Annotated in this window: 11 protein-coding genes; 2 read left to right on the top strand and 9 right to left on the bottom strand. The window is 36.2% G+C overall.

Going from position 1 to position 18,135, the window contains the following annotated elements; translation table 11 throughout:
- Positions 1-40 precede the first annotated feature (40 nt).
- From JKA74_RS08185 to lepA, 9 genes are all read right to left on the bottom strand, one after another.
- On the bottom strand, positions 41-739 hold the full coding sequence (locus tag JKA74_RS08185) for a hypothetical protein (protein ID WP_201430697.1): 699 nt from the start codon (positions 737-739) through the stop codon (positions 41-43).
- A gap of 3 nt (positions 740-742) precedes the next feature.
- On the bottom strand, positions 743-4,126 hold the full coding sequence (locus tag JKA74_RS08180; protein ID WP_201430696.1) for a S8 family serine peptidase: 3,384 nt from the start codon (positions 4,124-4,126) through the stop codon (positions 743-745).
- Positions 4,127-4,268: 142 nt separating this feature from the next.
- Positions 4,269-5,105, bottom strand: coding sequence for a hypothetical protein (locus tag JKA74_RS08175; RefSeq protein ID WP_201430695.1), 837 nt, complete (start codon positions 5,103-5,105; stop codon positions 4,269-4,271).
- Between the two features lie 14 nt (positions 5,106-5,119).
- Positions 5,120-6,523 carry a RagB/SusD family nutrient uptake outer membrane protein gene (locus JKA74_RS08170; protein WP_201430694.1) on the bottom strand — a complete coding sequence of 468 codons (1,404 nt, stop codon included), beginning with the start codon at positions 6,521-6,523 and terminating at the stop codon, positions 5,120-5,122.
- A gap of 19 nt (positions 6,524-6,542) precedes the next feature.
- A complete protein-coding gene (locus JKA74_RS08165; RefSeq protein WP_201430693.1) occupies positions 6,543-9,599 on the bottom strand; it encodes a SusC/RagA family TonB-linked outer membrane protein in 3,057 nt (1,018 codons plus the stop codon).
- Positions 9,600-10,190: 591 nt separating this feature from the next.
- Positions 10,191-12,056: an OmpA family protein gene (locus JKA74_RS08160; RefSeq protein WP_201430692.1), complete on the bottom strand. Its 1,866-nt coding sequence runs from the start codon at positions 12,054-12,056 to the stop codon at positions 10,191-10,193.
- A 672-nt stretch (positions 12,057-12,728) separates the two neighbouring features.
- On the bottom strand, positions 12,729-13,352 hold the full coding sequence (locus JKA74_RS08155) for a 7-carboxy-7-deazaguanine synthase QueE (protein ID WP_201430691.1): 624 nt from the start codon (positions 13,350-13,352) through the stop codon (positions 12,729-12,731).
- Positions 13,345-14,229, bottom strand: coding sequence for a bifunctional 5,10-methylenetetrahydrofolate dehydrogenase/5,10-methenyltetrahydrofolate cyclohydrolase (locus JKA74_RS08150; RefSeq protein WP_201430690.1), 885 nt, complete (start codon positions 14,227-14,229; stop codon positions 13,345-13,347). Before JKA74_RS08150 ends, JKA74_RS08155 begins: the two co-directional genes overlap by 8 nt.
- 111 nt (positions 14,230-14,340) lie before the next feature.
- Positions 14,341-16,125, bottom strand: a complete 1,785-nt coding sequence (gene lepA / locus JKA74_RS08145) for a translation elongation factor 4 (protein ID WP_201430689.1) — start codon at positions 16,123-16,125, stop codon at positions 14,341-14,343.
- Positions 16,126-16,466: 341 nt separating this feature from the next.
- Here lepA and JKA74_RS08140 point away from each other — a divergent pair, with 341 nt between their 5' ends.
- Together JKA74_RS08140 and JKA74_RS08135 are read left to right on the top strand one after the other, a co-directional pair.
- Positions 16,467-17,966, top strand: a complete 1,500-nt coding sequence (locus tag JKA74_RS08140) for a GH3 auxin-responsive promoter family protein (RefSeq protein WP_201430688.1) — start codon at positions 16,467-16,469, stop codon at positions 17,964-17,966.
- Entirely contained in the window at positions 17,966-18,130 is a 165-nt protein-coding gene (locus tag JKA74_RS08135; protein WP_201430687.1) for a hypothetical protein, read from the top strand. The genes JKA74_RS08140 and JKA74_RS08135 overlap by 1 nt, the downstream gene beginning before the upstream one ends.
- Positions 18,131-18,135: the final 5 nt, after the last annotated feature.

The following is an 18,135-nucleotide window of genomic DNA, read 5'->3' as shown; positions in this document are numbered from 1 at the left end:
CGAGTTTTTATTTATAATAATTGATAATCCGTTACAAATATTATAATAATTTATTCTCAATAAATTCTAACAAAAAGGCAACATGTCTGCTATTGTTTAAATCAAGATCATTCTCTTTCATTACTTGTTTAATTTCAGCTTTTTTTGAAGGGGCAATATTATAAAAATCTTTCTTCCTATTTTTAAATTGATCTGCCTTATCATTAAAAACCAATATAGTTACCTTATCATTCACAAATTTCTGATACTCACTTGCTCCATAACTTGCTGGTGTTACCCTTGTTTCAATAACTTTAAATTTTTCTAAAAGAGAAATATTTTCACCTTTATAAATCACATTAAAAAAATCCTTCTTGTCAATTTCACCCGCCACATAAAACCCATTCCTGAATTCATATTTCACATTTCCACCCTCCAATTCAGCGTAAAAATCAAACCCTTTAAGATTGTAATTATCAATTACTAGAATGTTACCATCCTTTTTGTATTCTATTTCATCATCATAGCCATTGTAGCGTATAGAGACATTATTTATCTGTTTTCCATCTGCTGTATATAATGTGCCTTCGAACCAGTTATTAGTTCCAAAATAATATGGGCTACCTTCTATTTTACTGTACTTTTTAGTCATGATAGGTTTCCCTCCTACATCGGATACATTAGATATCTGTGCAATGGCTGATGAGCTTAGCAATAGCACTACTAATGCTAATACAACTCCTGTTTTCAACTTCTTCATTTATTAATTTATTAAAAATTTAAGTTTGATAGATTTATTATTTGTTATTAACTCAACAAAATAAAGACCTGAATCTAAATGTGAAACATCATATTGAATTGAATTTTGACCATTTCCAAGTTTTTCAATCATAATTGTTTTTCCTTGGAAATCAAAAATTCTAAAATTTTCATAACTTTCCAAGTTTTCTACGGTTAATATATTGTTAACAGGGTTAGGATACAATTTCACACCCTTGTTTAGCTCTTCACTATTTGATGTAACAATCAATTGAAATGGATTAGAAATTCGAGTTTCGCACTCATTAGAAGTAGAATAATAAGCCACATGATAAATTCCCGTTCCCTTTTCCATATTTAAGACTCTAGCATTCGCTCCCTCAATTGCCTTACCATTGTAAAACCACTGATAATTTTCAACAGAGGTGGTAGCTACTAAACCTTGTGAAGTTTGAATTATCTCAACTTCAAGCATTGAATTGTCACCAACCTCAATAATTCTAATATATTCTTCAGTCTGAAGTTCATTCGAAATAGTTAATTTAACATTATATATTCCTGGAGAATCAAACCATATCAGTGGATTTTCTATATTATTCACCCCCTCATAGACCATCCCATTCCCAAAATCCCATTCATACTCCACTATGTCACCATCAGAGGCATCATTAATTTGAATCAAGCTATTGCTACAAAAGCTATTGATTTGGAAATCAGGAAAAAGTAATTCTTGACATTCGAGTTGCAAAATATTAATGGAATTGACAACTTCTCCATTACTACCAACATTTAATATCGATCCAGAACTAAATTCTATATTATTAAAATTAATGTTATCGATGCATATTTTATTTCTAAATGTAAATTCCATTCTTGCCAACGTATTAGCATTGGAACCTGCAATAATTTTAAGTTCATTTCCACTTATTGTAAAATTGGTATTCACTTTTAACAAGTCATCATTATTAATATAAATAGAGCTGTTACCAGTCAGTAAAAGTTCATCCACCTCTAGTTGTTGAATAATATTTAATTGTCCATGATTAACTATATCATTAAACTTAAAGCTACCCTCTAAGGTATTGGTTCCAAAAAAAACAATGCTATCTTTCAATTCAATAAATTCAGTTGAAGCAAAGCTTCCATTGTTTGAAACCCATATATTATCTTCCAGAAGAAGATTTGCCGAGTTGTTTGTAAACTCACCACTAAAATCAATTATATTATCAATTATTTCCAAGTCGGATTCTTCTGAAATCACAACTTCTTTAGTTGAAATGGATTTTCCAGTCATTGAATAAGTACCTCCAAGAATATTCAATCTGTTAATATTCAGATCCGATTCAATTGTATGGATACCCTCCTCAGCTAAAATAAGTTTAAGATTATCTGAGCCATCTAGATTAAGAAACACTTCATTAGAATGATTGGACAATAGATGTAGTGTTCCATTGCTGATTTTAAAGTTATCTCCCACTGATCGAATAGAGTTATTTACTGTTAAGGAATTCCCATTTAAGTTTAATTCCACTTCCTGATTCCCAGAGAAAATAATATTTTCAAATTCAAAATCTTCAGAAAAAGTTAATGTTCCATTGTTAGTAAAGGAATTTTCATCAATTACCAGGTTCTTTAGATCTGTAAGTACAACTGGAGAAGGGGTTCCTCCTGAGCTATGAGAAAAATTTTGTCCTGCTTGAAAATCACCATTCCCTCCAACCCAATAAACCAGTTCATCAGGAATACCTGCACTACCATATGTAAGTGTTAATGCATATTTTTGGCTATTATTCTCAAGATTCCCTTTATGACTTACGATTAGCTTATATTTCCGAACACTGGGAGCTATAAATTCAATTTTCTCCACATTATCCAGATTATTGTCGCCTTTTTGTGCAGCCTGCCCCCTATTTTCAGGATTTAATCTCCATGGATAGGTAATGTTTCCAACCTCATCTATTAAGTATACATCCAAGTCATTTACAACATTGGGAGAGTTTGATCCAAGTTCAGTAACAACACCAGGGACATCTGTCCATGTTATAGTTGCTGTTACTTGTGTTCGTGTATCAGGAATGATCGGATATTCATGCAATTCATTATTATTAAGCTCTGCCTTAATCAATAAAGTATCATTGTCATTTTGTCCTTTCAACACCTCCAAAGCATCGATTATATTTAGTACTCCCCATCCAAATTTATAATCTGGTCCAGGGTTACTACCTGCCTCTCTTGTAGTATGAATAGCTAAAGATTTCAGCTGTGCAGCTGTCATAAAAGTATCAGAAATTTGCTTGTAATATTCTTGCAATAAAGCCAAAGAACCCGTGACACTAGGAGCTGACATAGATGTACCGCTTAATGTTGTATAAGCATCTTCGCCCGAAGAAGAAGTTGATAGCAAACCTACTCCATCTGCTACCAAATCAGGTTTAATCCTACCATCATTGGTAGGCCCCCACGAACTAAAGTTACTCATTTGAGCTGAAGCAGGTCCATCATATGTTTCAAAACCTGTAATGGCACCTACTGTTATAATGTTTTTGGCAGCTGCTGCCGGACCTATAATATTATATGGACCATCGGGAGGCCTGGAACCATCACCTATGTCACTTCTGTCATTTCCAGCAGACCATACAATTGTATAATGTGGAGCATTATAAGCAATATTATCAATACTTCTACTATTACTGGTGTATGAGCCAAACCTATTGTCTTTCCCATCACTTTGCCCGAACCATTGCCAACTTTGGGAAGTTGAGTTATAATTCCAGCCCAGTACCAGACCGTAAGAATGATTAGATAAAATCAGCCCGTTTGCAGCTTCTTCAGCCATCGGCCCTAAATCATTATCAAATGCATAATAAGAATGAATAGTGGCTTCTGGTACCATCCCTTTCGCATTTGGATTTACTCCTGATGCAGCTATTGTACCGGTTACATGGGTAGCGTGATTGCTATTAGAGCTACCAAGCTTATTTTTTACTCTACTTTGGAATTCCTGATGATCATTTAATACTAGTCCTCCATCCCAAACCCCAATAATCAAATCCTTTCCATAAAGTGGGAAATTCAATCCTTCTTCTGACTGAATATACTCCACCCCTGTGGTAAATCTAGCTTGCAGATTATGTGTAGACATATATTGAGGACTTCCATCCACAATATCAGTCAGTATAGCTTCTCTCCCATTTCCTAATTGTATTGTCTTTTCCTCATCAGTGGATAGTAAGAAATTCTCAACTCTTTTTTGACGTTCAACGGCTTTCTTACTTTGGAATTCTGTGATTTCCTTGAGAACATTTGGATTGAAGTTTTGAGCGGGCAATATATTAGGAATTAATATTGTCCCTAAAACAATTATGTTAAAAACAGCTATATTTTTCATGAAATCAAAACGTGGTGATTTAAGAAGTTTGGGCAAAATTTTCTAAATGTGTAAAATAAAAAAGAGATAATTCCTAGAATAAAAAGGAGGAGACATTAATGTCCCCTCCTTTTATCATTGTTTTTCTTTAATAAGAAATTAGTTACTGCTTAGTAAATACAGAGGTTCCTGCATCCCCATAACCATTAGACCAGGAAATTGTTAATGTTTCAGTAGCAGAATTATATGAACCTGAACCATTAAAAATATCTCCTCCATATACTACATCCGGTTGATCCACCATTTGCAAATCACCGCAAGCATATATTACTACTCCAGGGTTATCATCCTCTCCATAACAATTTGCATAAAGTCCCCCTGTCAAATCTGAGAAATTCAAATTTACAGTTGAACCGTCTACTTCACTAATTTCAACGACATTAGTAACTCCACTACATCCAGCAGGACTTGTTTCAGTGGTCACAACATTATAAGTTCCATAAATTGAACTTGGAGCAGGACACTCAACAGCTAAAGTAACAACAGCTTCGCTATACTTTTCCAAGATATCTACAGTAGAGCTAGTAATTCTAAATACAATAGACACTGGATTGTCAGGGTCAAGATTGTCATCAATTACTTCAAACTCAACAGGTACCGTATATTCCCCAGAAGGGATAGTCACTGTATTACCTGTAATCATAACGAAGTCAACACCTTCAATAGCTGTTGAAGCTTCAGTATCAACTTCATAGGTAACTTCTACAGCTGAGCTGCTTACAGCACCACCAAATGCAATTGAAATTGATTCCATTACATTTTCACCATCCGGAACAGCAACAATATTCTTTGTACTGTTCTTTGAACCTGACGCCTCTTCGATTTCAACAAAACCATCAATTTGCTCAGTCAGTATTTTATTTGTACCAGCCTCATCAAAACAACCTGTTAAAAAAGGTATGAGGATGGCTATGTAAACTATATATAATAACTTTTTCATATTTAAAATATTTATTAATTATAAAAAGGATTTTGTACCAATGCTCCATCACTTAACTCAAGTTCCGCTTGTGGTAACCTTGGCAAGATTTTGAAGTCATTATAAGGTAGAGTAGAAGCTCCAGATACCGCAGGTTTAGGAATGTTTCTACCTAACCTCTTTAAATCAAACCATCTGTGTCCTTCAGCCATATATTCAATCCTTCTTTCTCGCAGAACATTATCTACAGTAGCTGATACTCCACCAGCCAAACCTCTTGACACACGCAAAGCGTTAAGGAAAGGATCACCAGCACCAGCCCCTAAAGCTTCAGCAGCAATTAAATACCCTTCAGAAAGTCTGAGTATAGGAATATTTTCCTGAAAAGAAGCTGTCCCCTTATTTCCTTGCCATTTGGCAAACTCTTCACCTAATGCTTCAGTATTAAACAAACCTCTTCTTACATCACCAGCTTGTGATTCAATGGTAGCAATTAATTCATCACTTGCTACTATTATAAATTGACTACCACCTTCATCATTCATTAATAAAGAATGTAAACTGGCATTAGCACCATCAACAGTACTCCAATCGGCAGCCTGAAGATCAGATTCAAATACAGATTCAGGATGAAAAGGATTTGCCGCATCATCCCATGAAGCCAGATAATCTGCTGCAGGAACTAAGTCGGAACCATCACCTTCAATTACCTGCTGAGCCAAAGTGGCAGCATCAGAGTTGCGACCCCAATACAAGTAAACCCTAGCCAATAATAAACGTGCCGCAGATTTGTTAGCTCTTGCTACAGCACCTGCACCAGCAGTTGCATCAGGCAAAGCCGGAATAGCTTCTAATAAATCTTGCTCAATTTGCTCATAAACCTGTACATTGGTTGCCCGTGCTCGATCATCTGCATTACTTAAGCCCAAAGTTGGTTCCGTTCTTAGAATAACCGAAGCATTAAATCCATCTACTTCCTGACCAGGCTCATATCCATAAACTCTTGCTAGGTCATGATAAAATAAGGCTCTAAGGAATTTAGCCTCAGCTACTATTTGATCTTTCGTTGCCTGATCTCCTGCAACTCCCTCACCGTTGATTAAATTAATCACAATGTTACATTCATTAATTGCAGTGTACCTGTTAAACCAAATATCAATACCAGAGTTTAAAGCATTTACATACTCCAACTCATATCGACCTGTTAATTGCGCAAGTTCCATATTATCAGCCAATATTTCAGGTGCTATCATCATGGTTTGTCCATAGTAACCAAAATCATTCACACTCTCATACGCTGCAAAAAGTACCGCTTCAAAACCCTCTACATCAGCAAGAACTACATCTTGCGGCAAGGCTGCTTTATTTTCTACTTCCAAATCTGTACAAGATGCCAGAAGGAAGCTTCCCATTAAAAATATATATATTATTTTTTTCATGATATTCTTCTATTTAAAATTATAATCCTATATTAATACCAGCAGAGAATTGCTTTCCTAAAGGATAAGCACCAAAAGAAGAAACACCCGTACCGTTGTTATTTACAACAACTTCAGGATCAATACCATCATATTTAGTCCAAGTAAGGATATTCACCCCTTGAATAAATACTCTGGCATTTCTCATATTAGCTCTTTGCAGGATACTTTGCGGTAAATTATAAGATAGAGTAGCAGTTTTTAACCGAATATATGATGCATCTGATAAAAATCTATCTGTTCCAATAAACCCAAAACTTTGATCTACACCAGCAATTGTACCATTAGGTGTCACTTGTGGGACATTAGTAACATCCCCAGGTTGTTGCCATCTCTCCATAATATCAGCTCTTTGATTACCAACACCATCTCCACTAAGTAAATTATACAAATCCCCATTAAATGCTTCATTACCATACTGATATTGAAAGAAAATATCTAATGACAACCCTTTATATGAGAAAGTATTGCTCCATCCACCGAAATGTGTGGGTACAGGGCTTCCCACAACCTTGCCATCTGCAAAATCTCCTGTATAAGAAGGATTGCCTTCTCTATCAATAATCATTGCTCTTCCGTTTGCAGGATTTACACCAGCATACTCCAATAAGTAAAAGAAGTTAATCGGTTGACCAACAATCAAAGAAGGAATTGAACCAGAGTAAATAGTATCTTCTCCTCCAGTTAAGGAAGTAACTTCATTTTTCAGAAAAGAAATATTAAACCTGGAATCGAATCTAAATCCATCTCTATCAACAATAATTCCACCAACTTCGATATCAATACCTTCATTTTTGACAGAGCCTACATTATCAAAAATAGTATTGTTGTTGATCCCGGCATTTTGGAAGAATGGCACAGCAAATAGCAAATCTCTATTATTTGTTCTCCAAAAATCAATGTTACCGAACACTCTATTGTTCAACAATGAATAATCAACTCCAATATTAATAGCTTCTTCTTCTTCCCATCCGATATTATCATTTCCTAATTGACCAACTGTTACTGGTGAATTACTTAAATATTGACCTGAAGATGCTCCCCAAGTAGTTTGCGGCACATAATTAGCTGGTGTAGTGGTGCCAGGAATTAATAATTCAGCATTACCCAATACTCCATAACTTGCTTTAAATTTCAAATCATCAATTAAGGATATATCTTGTAAAAATGCCTCATCAGATATTCTCCAACCTATTGAACCAGCGTAAAATGTACCATATTTAGACTGTGAGCCGAATCGAGAATGCCCATCACGTCTTACAGTGATACTTGCTAAATACTTGTCATCATAGTCATAATCAACTTTTCCAAAAACTCCAAGTCTTTTATATTCATCAAAGAAGCCTCCAACTGCATTTGGCTGACCACTTCCTGGTAATCTAAAAAACGGATTTGCAAAGCCTACTGCTGTTAAATTAGCTCCTTCTCTTTCTTCAAACTTATATTCATATCCTAATATAGCTTTTAGTCTGTGAACATCAGCAAAGGTTTTACTATAGTTTAGATTATAGTTAGTATTTACATTTATTGATCGTCTATTATTTACCAACACAGAACCACCATTACCTGCAAAAGCAGGAATAGAAGATGGTCTTTGATTATCATCTCTGTTCATGGAAAAGTCAATACCAACAAATGCTGTTGCAGACAAACTAGGAGTAATCTGATAGGTAGCATTTGCACTGGAAACAGTTTGAAGTGTTCTACCTAAACGTACTTCTTCATTAACACCTTGAAGTATGTTATAGCCAAACAAATGAGATAATCCATTGGTAGGGTACCCATTATACTCACCGTTCTCATCTACCGCGGGAGAAGTAGGTATTGCTTCAAAAGAGGCTACCCAAGGACCATTAACAAAATTACCATTAGCAATAGAACCAAATGTTTTAATATGAGATAATGATAGTTTAGCATTAACAGTCAATTTCTCGGTGGCTTGATGAGACAAATTTAAACGGCCAGTAAACCTTTCAAAATCAGACATGATTACTTGTCCCTCTTGCTTGTTATAGGAACCACCAAAGAAGAAAGCAGTTTTTTCATCTCCACCTGACATAGAAAGATCATAAGTTCTGAATCTAGCATCCTGAAACATAGCATCTAACCAATTATACTCAGTATATGATGAAGGGTCTTCAGGGTTGCCAAATAATGCATAAGCTCCTGTTGTCGGATCATTCGGATCTTGACCGGCATTGATTTGTTGTTCAGCTTTAATAGTAGCAAATTGTTTTGCATCTAATACATCATATAAATTATTCGGTTGAACAACTCCCTCCTGAATACTCAAATTCACTTGGGTTTTCCCTTTATTACTACCTGTTTTGGTAGTAACAATAATAACCCCATTTGCAGCTTGAGCTCCATAGATTGCAGAAGCAGATGCATCCTTTAATATATCAATTGACTCAATATCATTAGGATTAATAGAGTTCAAAGGGTTAGCTGATCCTTGAGAAGTTTGCCCCAATTGAGCAACCTGTACTCCATCAATGATAATTAACGGATCATTGCTGGAATTAATGGAGCCAATACCTCTAATCCTGATATTCATAGCACCACCCGGCTGCCCACTAGCTGCTTGAATTTGAGTACCTGAAACACGGCCTTGAATTGCCCTGTCAAAAGACTGCATAGGCAAATCCTCAATCACATCTCCTTTAACAGAAGCGACAGAGCCAGTAATTTCTCTTTTTAATTGAGACCCATAACCTGTTACAACAACTTCGCTTAATTGTTGAACATCCGTTGACATCTGCACATCAACTATAGATCGTGCACCTACTGACACCTCCTGTTTCGCCATTCCAATGAATGAAAAAACTAATGTACCACCATCTGAAGGGACAGAAATTTTGTAGTTTCCGTCCAAATCGGTATTGACACCCGTTCCTGTGCCCTTTAATAATACGTTCACACCGGGTAAACCTTCGCCTGTATCAGCGTCAGTAACCTTACCACTTACGGTGCGATCCTGTGCCCATGCATATAGCACAAACACCAACATAAAACATGTTAGTAGAATCTTCTTCATACTTAATTTAGTTTAGGTTTAAATTTATTAATATTTAAAGATAATTAACATTTTTTTATATATCCTAACAAAATAATATTTTTTACGTAGTTGTTTCACAAAATATAACCCACTAACAACCTTCTTACTAACAATCTTAACTTGCGCTAATAGTGAAAAAACAGTACTTTCCTATTATTTATCTTAGAACAACGAGTATAATTATTCAAAGCCATATCGCTATTCACAACCTAACAAAAGGTTAAAATGAACACTTATAAATATGGTAAATAAATGAGCTCATTAAATGAGAAAAGGGATATATGGATCAGTATAAAAAATTAGAGTTACTTCAAATCGCGAAGCAATTTTCTTCCCATCCGGGAAATGAAAAGGCAGAATAAGATTCCAGTTAGCATTACAAAAAAACCTACTTAAGTGGTATGTTTTATAGCTAATATAAATGAGATCATGGTTACTACTTTGGCGGCACAAGTTAATTTTCTTTAGAAAAATGTAATCCCGCTCCATCCAGGACCTAGATGATGTCATTTTTTTTTAAAAAAAACCGAACTCAGGTATGAGATAATATTTGTTTGGAGAAGAAATTAATTACAGAATCACTAATCTAACTGTTTTTGCGTACTCTCCATTTGGTTGAGGCTTTGCCCCATATCCTTTAGAGGTGATTTGATTAGAAGAAACACCTACTTCTACCAGAGCATCATAAACAGATTGAGCTCTTTGCTCAGAAAGTTTTTGATTATAAGCAGCAGTACCTTTCTGATCCGTATAACCGGCTATTTCTATTTGAATACTGAGATTTTCTTTTAAGAAAGCCGCTATTTTACGAATTTCATTATGAGATTTCTCATTCAACTCATAACTATCAAATTCGAAATAAATATTATTTAAGGTGATAGACTGACCCTTCTTCAAACGATTAAGTTGAAAATCCACTTGCTGACGACTTTCGGATTCCACAGATATTTGTTTTGACTCAAAAAGATAATTTTCCGCTTCTACATAAAAGGAGTACTCAGATTGTTCCGGAATGATTATTTTGTATAGCCCATTGGATTGATCCGTTCCGGTTTCATGTACCAATGTATCTTTTACCAAATCATAAATCTGAACCTTTGCATGAAGAGGTTTATTATTTTCGGCATCTTTTACATAACCATAAACCAGACGCACATCTTCTGCTATTCTTTCTTCTTCATGGAAATAGAATATATTACTTGGTGGGTATTTAATGTCACTTGCTAATTCACGAGACCAATAGCGGCTACCGTCAAATTTTTGATGATAGGATATCTCATCAGTAAAAGTATTGATAGGATAGCCAATATTTTCCGGTTTTGTTTTTCTATTGTCCCAACTAGCTTTATAGATATCAAATCCTCCCATACCTACTTTTCCATTAGAACTGAAAAACAAGGTGTCATTTGAGAGAGATAAAAAGGGGGAGATTTCATCCGCAAAAGTATTGATAGGCTCGCCCAAATTTTCCGCAGGAGTCCATGCTCCGGCTTGCTTCCGGGAGAAATATAAATCACGCTTGCCAATACCTCCCTTTCTATTGGAACTGAAAATAAGCAACCTACCATCAGAAGATAAAAACGGTTGTGACTCCCAGGCACTTGAATTAATATTTGCACCTAAATTCTCCGGCTTCTGCCATTTCCCATTCTCTGAATAGGAAATATATAAATCGCAACTACCATAGCCTCCTTGCCTGTTGCAACTTGTGAAAACCATTACTCGTCCATCTGCTGAAATAGCAGCTGCCCCTTCATTTTCATTGGTATTGATCACCGGTACTTGTTCTACTTTCTGAAATTTGTTTCCATCGAGTTTGGCTCTATAAATCCCCTCCTCCATTTGGGAAGTCCGTTGACCTGTAAAATATAGAAACTCTGTAGGATATAGAGTGAAAAATGGAAAATATACACTTCTGAAAATATTTCCTGATTCAATAGACCGGATATCATAAGTATTCCCTCCTTTTTCTTTTAATTGCTTAGCTGCGAAATCGATAGACTCCAATATCACTTCTGAAAGTTGTACAAACTCTTTGTTGTAACCTTTCTCTTGATAAATATTCAATGGCTGCCGGGCTTCTTCATATTTACCTTTATCAAACATTTCTTTCCCCAGCACAAAGTAAAAATCATGATATTTAGCCGGCCACTCTTGATTTCTTTGAAATGCTAATTGTAATGATGAAACCACTTCATTTAAATTACCCGCATTATAATGAAGTGAGGCTTTCTCCAAATGAACTAAAAAATTATCTGAATCAGACTCCACCGCTTGATCCATATAAGAAACTGCATCATTCCAATTTCTTTGATACAGTGCTTCCTTGGATTTTTGGATTAATTTCTCAGTTTTCCTTTTAAAGGATTGTGCTTGAGTGAGTACACTTGCTAGGAGTATACATATAGGAAGAAGGACGAACAGCTTTTTAATCATAGTGCAATTTATCTTATAAGATATAATAATAAAAACACTGCTTTAAAATTAATTACAAGTGTTAAGATATTCCCCTCTATTTCAGCTTCAAAAACAGAGCTCTACACACTTAATTATCTCTTTTCCTGCTCGCATGTGAGGACACATAGCGAGGGCAAGCGGGGTACTGGCTTGCAGTCGTCTGGTAACTCACGGAATTAATTGAGCGTCTTGCCTAAACTTTAATCACTCACGAATAACTGTACTTACTGATAGAATGGTTATTGCGAATCCGTCTGTATTGAATTCAGTCGGTGGTACTATCCCTGAAGACGGTGAAGCAATCTTTTTAAGTGTAAGGAGAATTCTGTCTATGAGAAAATCTGGAAAATCAACAATTGCCTACATAGTTCTAGTTCGCTGCGCTAAAAACTACGGATAGAGTGATCATCTTTGCGAGCGTGATATGCTTATAATCAACAGATTGCTTCTCATGAAATGAGCATAAATTTTAGACATCTTACAAGATGAATAAAATTTGGAACGAACTCCATGTGACCGTTGAAAATAAACTTACACATGAATTCCGTTGACACACAATAGCATGCTAACAATAACCAGTGGGGCAAAGTTTGAGATATTCGTCCATGTAGGCTAGTTGCTAAGCTGCCTATTTGTAACTCCACACTTAGTTTAAGGTATATTCAGGTATTTATGTGTCTGCAAGGAAATACCCCACTTCGGATTATTCTTTACATACTCCACAATTAGAGGGGTCACTTTTTCTTGTTTGCTCCATTCTGGTTGAAGCAATAATTTACAATTCTTATTGATCTGAGCAGCGTGTTCTTCAGCCCATTTAAAATCGGAGTTATTATAAATAATCACTTTTAATTCGTTGGCGTGAGCATACCATTCAGGCAAAGGAGCTTTAAACTTTTTAGGAGAAAGACATACCCAATCCCAAGAACCTGAAACAGGATGTGCGCCTGAAGTTTCCACATTTACCACAAAACCTACTTTTTGTAAGCTTGTTGTAAGTGCAGCCATATCATACATCAATGGTTCACCACCGGTAATAACAGCTAATCGGGCAGGAAATTTTAAAGCTTCATCCACTATAGAACTGATTGATGTTAATGGCCACTTATTTGCATCCCATGATTCTTTTACATCGCACCATACACAGCCAACATCACAGCCTCCCAGGCGAATAAAATAAGCTGCTTGTCCGCTAAACACACCTTCTCCCTGGATTGTATAAAAAGCTTCCATCACAGGAAGTTCAACAGAAGGGTTGAAAGCTAATTTATGCATACATTTCTTTTTTGGCAGCAAGCCAGGTATTCATTAACAGACCTGCTCGGGTCATAGGACCCACACCGCCAGGAACCGGTGTAATATATGAAGCCTTTTCAGCAACCGTTTCAAACATCACATCTCCTTTTAAAGTAAATCCTGATTTTTTAGAAGCATCAGGCACTCTGGTGGTACCTACATCAATAACCACTACTCCTTCCTTTACCATATCAGCAGTTATCAGCCCTGGTTTACCCACAGCCACAATCAATATATCTGCTTGTTTAGTATAATGTGGCAAATTCTCAGTAAACCTATGGGTTAATGTAACAGTAGCATCTCCGGGATAATTCGCACTACCCATTAAAATCGAAACAGGAGAACCTACTATATGGCTTCTGCCCACCACTACACAATGTTTTCCTTTAGTAGGGATTTCATATCGTTTTAATAGCTCCAAAACACCAAACGGAGTGGCAGGAACGTAAGAAGGCAAATTGGAAGCCATACGTCCAAAATTAACAGGGTGAAATCCATCCACATCTTTTTCAGGGTTAATGGCATTCAGAATTTTATCGACATTAATGTGTTTGGGTAAAGGCAACTGAACAATAAAACCATCTACTCTATCATCATTATTCAATTTTTCAACTTCATGAAGCAATTCCTCCTCAGTAATGCTATCATCAAATACAAATTTGGAAGACTCAAAGCCTACATCTTCACAATCTTTTACTTTAGCACTTACATAAGTTTCGCTGGCACCATCCGTACCCACTAAAATTGCAGAAAGGTGAGGCACTTTTCCTCCTTCAGCTTTTAACTGGAAAGTTTTAGCTTTTAGCTCTTCTTTAATTTCAGCAGCTATTTTTTTTCCGTCTAATAAAATTGGCATATTAAGCAAGTATTAAGTACAGCGTACAAAAGTTAAATTATGGTAGATTATAGGTTGAATAGTGTTTTAGTGATTATATGAGGTTCAAATATTTAATTAAATAACAGATGATTAATCCAGTTTAAGAACTGCCATAAAAGCTTCCTGCGGAATTTCCACATTACCTACCTGACGCATTCTCTTCTTACCTTTTTTCTGTTTTTCCAGTAATTTTCTTTTCCTGGAGATATCACCCCCATAGCATTTGGCCAATACGTTTTTTCGTAATGCTTTCACACTTTCACGGGCAATTACTTTGGTTCCTATTGCAGCCTGTATAGCAATTTCAAATTGCTGGCGTGGAATTAATTCCTTCAGCTTTTCACAAAGCTTTTTCCCCCATTCATAAGCTTTCTCTCTGTGGACAATAGCTGATAAAGCATCCACCTTATCACCATTTAACAAAATATCCAGTTTAGATAAGTTACTGACTTTATAGCCGATCAACTCGTAATCAAGAGAAGCATAGCCTTTGGAAATGGTTTTTAATTTATCAAAGAAATCAAATACAATTTCTGCCAAAGGTATTTCAAATGTCAGTTCCACTCGACTTTGGGTAAGATAAACCTGGTTTTTAATTTCACCACGCTTATCCATGCAGAGTGTAATAACAGGGCCTACAAATTCATCTTTGGTGATAATTTGGGCTCTGATATATGGCTCTTCCAAATGATCAATTTCACCTAAATCAGGCAATTCGGAAGGCGCACTCACTTTTACCATTTCCCCATCCTTTAGGAAGGCATGAAATTGTACGGAAGGAACAGTGGTAATTACGGTCATATCAAACTCCCGTTCCAACCTTTCCTGCACAATTTCCATGTGCAGCATACCTAAAAAGCCACAACGAAAGCCAAACCCTAAAGCAGCCGAAGTTTCCGGCTCCCATACCAGAGAAGCATCATTCAACTGAAGTTTTTCCATGGAAGCTCTTAGCTCTTCAAAATCTGAAGTATCAACAGGATATATCCCTGCAAAAACCATCGGTTTCACATTTTCAAAACCTGTTACGGCTTTGCCGGGATTTACCGCATTGGTAATGGTATCTCCCACTTTCACTTCTTTGGCAATTTTAATACCACTGATCAGGTAGCCAACATTCCCGGCACTGATCACATCTTTAGGTTGTTGTTTTAATTTTAGAACACCGATCTCATCTGCCTCATAAATATTACCGGTATTAATAAATTTGATTTTATCTCCTTTTCTGATCTCTCCGTTGAAAACCCTGAAATATACTTCTATGCCTCTGAAGGGGTTGAAAACAGAATCAAAAATCATTGCCTGAAGCGGCTCATCTTTATTTCCTTTGGGGGCGGGCACCCTGGTTACTATTGCTTCGAGAATTTCTTCTATACCAATTCCCTCTTTAGCACTTGCATGCAATATATCTTCTTTTTTACAGCCTATCAGTTCCATAATCTGCTCAGAAACTTCATCAGGCATTGCTCCCGGTAAGTCAATTTTATTAAGCACTGGAATGATTTCCAAATCATGCTCAATCGCTAAATATAAATTTGATATTGTCTGTGCCTGAATTCCCTGAGCGGCATCGACAATTAACAATGCTCCTTCACAAGCAGCAATAGAGCGGGAAACTTCATAGGAGAAATCCACATGACCAGGAGTGTCTATCAGGTTATAAATATACTTCTCCCCGTTCAATTCATAGTCCATCTGGATAGCATGACTTTTAATGGTAATGCCACGCTCGCGTTCCAAATCCATACTATCTAACAACTGCTCTTTTTTCTCTCGGGCGGTAACAGTATGAGTGGTATCTAATAATCTGTCCGCCAAAGTACTTTTACCGTGATCTATATGAGCAATAATGCAAAAATTCCTAATATTCTTCATTTCCATATCAAGGTGCAAAACTACGTATTATTGTGCAAAGTTTATAATCGTAGTATTTTAATTTATTTTGGGAAATCAAGCAGTAGAATTTTACTAGAGAGATTCAAGGTTTTAGGTTTTCAGGATTTTGTCTGGTATCAACAACTGCTACTATAATATACATCCCTCTTCAACCCTATAATAAATTTTAGAATGGCTTTCCACAAAAAAGTAGTAGCTCTTCTTTGCAGAAAATACTTTTTCCTTTTCCAATGTTCCTGACAGAGGGAGCCCGCAATTCCTTTAATTGAATTTCCTCAAAATGCTGAAAGGGTTCAGGATTAATTTCCTAATTTTGTGATATGGGAATACGTTCAGTTTTAAGTAAACCTTTAGCAGCATACATAGTCGGGCAGCAAAATAAGTGGGCTGCTCACCCGGCCATTTCGCAGCTAAAGATTTTTAAGAGAATTATTGATCTGGCAAAGGATACTACTTTTGGCAAAGATCATGGTTTTGCAGATATCCAGAACTATGCAGATTTTAAAAGACAGGTTCCTATCAGGGATTATGAGGAGCTTAAACCTTATATAGATAAAATCTTACAAGGAGAGAACAATGTATTATGGCCAGGGAAACCAGCCTACTTTGCCAAAACAAGTGGTACCACTTCAGGCACCAAGTATATTCCTATTACCAAAGAATCAATCCCCAACCATATTAACAGTGCCAAAAATGCAATTTTGAGCTATGTGCATGAAACGGGAAATAGTAAGTTTTTAGACGGCAAGCTCATCTTTCTTTCGGGTGCTCCTACCCTGGAACAAAAAGCCGGAATCAATACAGGCCGGCTTTCAGGCATAGTCAACCATCATGTACCAGGTTACTTAAGAACGAACCAGCTTCCTTCCTATGAAACAAATTGCATAGAAGACTGGGAAGAAAAGCTAGAACGTATAATTGATGAAACCATTGATCAGGATATGACATTGATTTCCGGAATACCGCCCTGGGTGCAAATGTATTTCGATCGTATCCAGGCCAGAGTTGACAAACCAATTAAGGACATCTTCCCTAATTTTGACATGTTTATTTATGGAGGTGTTAACTTTGAGCCCTATAAAGCCAAGTTATTTCAAACTATTGGCAAAGAAGTTGATTCCATTGAAACATATCCGGCTTCCGAAGGATTTATTGCTTATCAGGATAGCCAGAAAGAGGATGGCTTACTACTCCTGTTAAACAGCGGTATCTTTTTCGAGTTTATTCCTGCTGATGAATATTTTGATGTCAACCCCACCCGCTTAATGATAGATGAGGTGGAGCTGGGAAAAAACTATGCACTAATAATAAATAGTAATGCCGGCCTCTGGGGTTATTCAATTGGTGACACAGTGAAATTCGTTTCAAAACAACCTTACAGAATAGTAGTTTCAGGAAGGATCAAGCATTTCATTTCCGCATTTGGGGAACATGTAATTGGAGATGAAGTGGAGAAAGCAATGAAAGAAACACTTGTTAAATTTGAAGGTGTAAAAATCACAGAATATACTGTGGCCCCGGAGGTAACTCCAAAAAGCGGGCTACCATACCACGATTGGTATGTAGAATTTTCTCATGCCCCTATTGATATGGAGGCTTTTGAAAAAGAACTTGATGCTAATTTGAGAAAACTAAATTCTTACTATGATGACCTTTTAAAAGGAAGCATTTTGAGGACTTTAAGAATTAATCCGCTGAAAGAGCAATCTTTCATTAATTATATGAAATCAGAAGGTAAATTAGGAGGACAAAATAAAGTGCCGAGATTATCCAATGACAGAAAAATTGCCAATGCTTTAACTCAATATTTAAGAGGATAATGGATCGGTTTCTACAAAAAAACTGGCGGATAATAGTAGTATTAATAGCAACAGCCCTTCTTTACTACTTCGATTACGGAACCATTGCTTTAGGTTTAGCAATAGTATCTATAGTATTAATTGCTATGGATATTTTATTAAAGAAAAAAGAAGACACTGAATAAAATAT

Origin of the sequence: Marivirga aurantiaca, from assembly GCF_016679925.1 — a bacterium.
Lineage (GTDB): Bacteria > Bacteroidota > Bacteroidia > Cytophagales > Cyclobacteriaceae > Marivirga > Marivirga aurantiaca.
The sequence above is the reverse complement of the archived record's forward strand: the minus strand, read 5'-3'. Positions and strand labels throughout refer to the sequence as shown.